2 protein-coding genes are annotated in these 3,176 nt (G+C 57.7%); one reads left to right on the top strand and one right to left on the bottom strand.

The window, feature by feature from the left end:
• The first annotated feature begins 76 nt into the window (after window positions 1-76).
• On the top strand, window positions 77-1,231 hold the full coding sequence (locus NTCA1_RS28080; protein ID WP_159832486.1) for an IS110 family transposase: 1,155 nt from the start codon (window positions 77-79) through the stop codon (window positions 1,229-1,231).
• Window positions 1,232-2,621: 1,390 nt separating this feature from the next.
• On the opposite strand, the gene NTCA1_RS28075 is transcribed toward NTCA1_RS28080, so the two are convergent.
• Complete coding sequence (locus tag NTCA1_RS28075) at window positions 2,622-2,927, bottom strand: hypothetical protein (RefSeq protein ID WP_159832485.1); 306 nt, start codon at window positions 2,925-2,927, stop codon at window positions 2,622-2,624.
• Between the last annotated feature and the right edge of the window lie 249 nt (window positions 2,928-3,176).

The following is a 3,176-nucleotide window of genomic DNA, read 5'->3' as shown; positions in this document are numbered from 1 at the left end:
GGAGAGATACCATGGGCGCGGGACGGTGCCGGCGATGATAGGATCAGCCCCTCGCAGATCGTGAAGGAGGTAGCCCGTGTCAGTTTCGTCTCATGCCACCATCAGCACGCAGCTGAATGCAATCTTCGTGTCCTTGGAATTGAGCCGATCTACTTGGCTCGTTACTTCACTGGCGCCCGGCAATGGTGAGCGTATGTCCCGTCATACGGTTCCGGGGGGTGACATCGCTGGCCTGCTCGCAAGGTTGTGTCAGCTGCAGACTAAGGTGCGCGAACGCACCGGTGTCTCCTATCGCTTGGTCGTTATTCAGGAGGCGGGGCTCGACGGTTTCTGGATTCACCGTTGTCTCGTGAAAGAAGGCATTGAAAGCCACGTCGTGGATGCGGCTTCGATTGCCACCTCTCGGCGCAGTCGGCGGGCCAAGACCGACCGCCTCGATGGTGAGGCGCTGGTGCGCGCTTTGCTCGCCTACAAACGTGGCGAGCCCCGGGTATGTGCCATGGTGGCGGTGCCCAGCATCGAGGACGAAGATCGCCGCCGGATCGGACGCGAACGACGGGTACTCGTTGGCGAACGCATTCAGCATGTAAATCGCATCAAGGGATTGCTGTTTGCCCAAGGAATCACTGGATACGAGCCAGTGAAGGCAAATCGGCGGGCGATGCTGGAGGAACTGCGAACCGGCGATGGCCGGCCTCTCCCAAACCACATCACTCGCCAGATCGAACGTGAGCTCGATCGCCTGGAGATGGTGATGGCGCAGATCGACGAGGTCAACAAAGTCCGGGAGGCCATGTTGCCTACGGTTGAAGCCGAGGAGACCGCAAAAGCGCCTCGGCTCCTTCTCCAGCTACGGGGTATCGGCCCGGAGTTCGCCGGCACTTTGTACAGTGAAGGCTTCTACCGCCACTTTGCCAACCGGCGGCAGGTTGCAGCATATGCGGGTTTGGTACCATCGCCATGGCGGAGCGGTACTATCGACCGCGAGCAAGGGGTGTCGAAAGCAGGCAACAAGCGCCTTCGAACGACGATGATTCAGGTCGCGTGGCTCTGGCTCCGCCATCAACCAGGCTCCGAATTATCTCAGTGGTTCAATCAGCGCGTTCAGGACGGCGGCGGACGCATTCGCCGGGTCATGATCGTAGCGATGGCACGAAAGCTGCTTATCGCGCTGTGGCAATTTTGCACGGCCGGCGTCGTGCCCAAAGGCGCCATCTTAAAGGCAGCCTGATCGAATTAGTTCGAATATCCAGCGAGGCATCAATCTCGCGGGATCCAGGTAGACGAACCGCCCCCTCCTCTGGCTTCATATGCCGCTCGTAGAGATTGGTCTCGTCACCTGAGCCAGACCCGGCGAAAGCGGGATTATGGTGCGGCCGCTTGGGAGCGGCGACCGGATGTGAGGTTGTAGCGGACCGGCTGACGGTACGCATGAAATGGCTCAGACCTGTGGATCCGAAACTTGGAGATCGTCACGATGTAAGAACGCGCGAAGCATTTTTGACGCCATGCTCTCGCTCCGCCCGAGGGCGCACTGTCTTGGGTCATCATCTGCGTGGTCCGCTGAACACCGGAAGGCGAAAAAACCGGCCTGGCCGGACACGCCCCATTGCGGTCATTGCCTCGCAATCGAGAACGTGTAAGTTCCACGCATGCCTACCGCTTCAATGATAGATATACGGCGCCTTTCAGCGCTCATTTTGGTTTTTGTTGCGCCTATATTAGTGTGGACTGCATTGTTATGGGCTGGGCATGCTCATCCCGAATGGCCAATAATGAATGGTTTCGTATCGGTGCTATTGCCACTCGTGATCGGCAGCATCGGATTATATCTGCTGCGCATTCCTGCAATGACACGGCTAGTGCTTGCGCCTTGCTACATTGCGATCATGCTGGTCGTGAACGTTGCTTGGGGTGTGATGTTCGTTTGCGGAGCGTTTGACGCCTGCCCGTAAGCTCGTTTGATGACCGCTTTCCACCCTTTTTTGCCATTCCGGGCGGCGAGCGCTGCGCTCTATAGCCGTCCGTCCGGTGCTCACCGCTCGGGAAAAAATGCAGCCTGGCCGGACACGCCCCGTAGCAGACGCCGAAGAAGCACTTTTTGCGCCCGGCTAGCGGCCACTGAATTCTATCCCGTAAGAGTTTGAACCGAATTTCGTTCAACCCATCCGGTCGCACATTGTTTAGTCAATTGAACGGGAAGACCTAGTTTCTCGGCACCGATGCATGGCTTGTCTTCGTCCCCGTAGGCTATGCCCACCCAGAATCGCTCATACCCAACCTTCCGGTCGGCACTTTCATTGCATGTATAAACGGTTGCATGTCTTGGGACGCTGCCAATCTTCGCAAAGTTGCGTCCGGGGCCAGCGCGAACTATGAGATGCCTATCACTGCGAACTATGGCGATATTACAATACTCGCCCTTCACACTGCCTTGCGGGGCTAGCTTTCCACTCCACACTGGGACGCTTTGGCTATTTGCGAGAGATAGAAGCAAGAATGAGACGATAAGCATCGTTGAAACATGCCTGTGAGAAAGAAGGAGCGCAATGGCTGCGAACCTCACGCAATCAGCCGAAACTGGACCGACCGCACGCCACCCGTTGCGGACAACGACAACCTTACGCGTTTAGCGGCAACTCGTTCCGGTAAACGATCATGGAGTAACCCAGACGGGATGCATCCTGTGCCGCCGATCTCAGGGTTTCGTCCTCAATGGCCGAGAGATCAGCGTCGATTTCCTTCTGTCGCTGAACCTCTACAAAATTCCATCCTCTGCTTTCGGCACCAGCCACGGCAGCCAAGCGGGCAGATTCTATTTCTGAGCCTCTGGCATAGAGCATGAGTGCGTGTCGCGCACCGGGACGGTAGGAGGTCGCCTCGGTCGCAACACCTTTTGCGGAGAATATGAAGAGGGCTTGGGTCATCTGCTCAAGCTACACGAACGCCCTTCTGCATCAACGACCGCTTGCCACCCGTTTTCGCCATTCTGGGCCGTGAGCGCCGCGATCCATAGCGGCCTGTCCGGTGCCGCTGCTACCGAAGAACAAAAACCGGGCTTCCGTTCACCACCCTTCATGAGACGGCGGCATGCCAAGTGCGGCTGCCGCTAATGAACCACGTCAGGTTAGTCCCAACCAGCGGTTGACGGCCAAATGCCCATGTGAGGAGGGGGA

Origin of the sequence: Novosphingobium sp. TCA1 (assembly GCF_009811895.1) — a bacterium.
Classification (GTDB): Bacteria; Pseudomonadota; Alphaproteobacteria; order Sphingomonadales; family Sphingomonadaceae; genus Novosphingobium; species Novosphingobium panipatense_A.
Note: the sequence above shows the minus strand (reverse complement) of the source record. Positions and strands in the feature narration are given on the sequence as shown.

Coding starts and splice junctions, on each gene's coding strand:
- NTCA1_RS28075 (WP_159832485.1), bottom strand. CDS start 2,927: ATGACCCAAGCCCTCTTCATATTCTCCGCAAAAGGTGTTGCGACCGAG.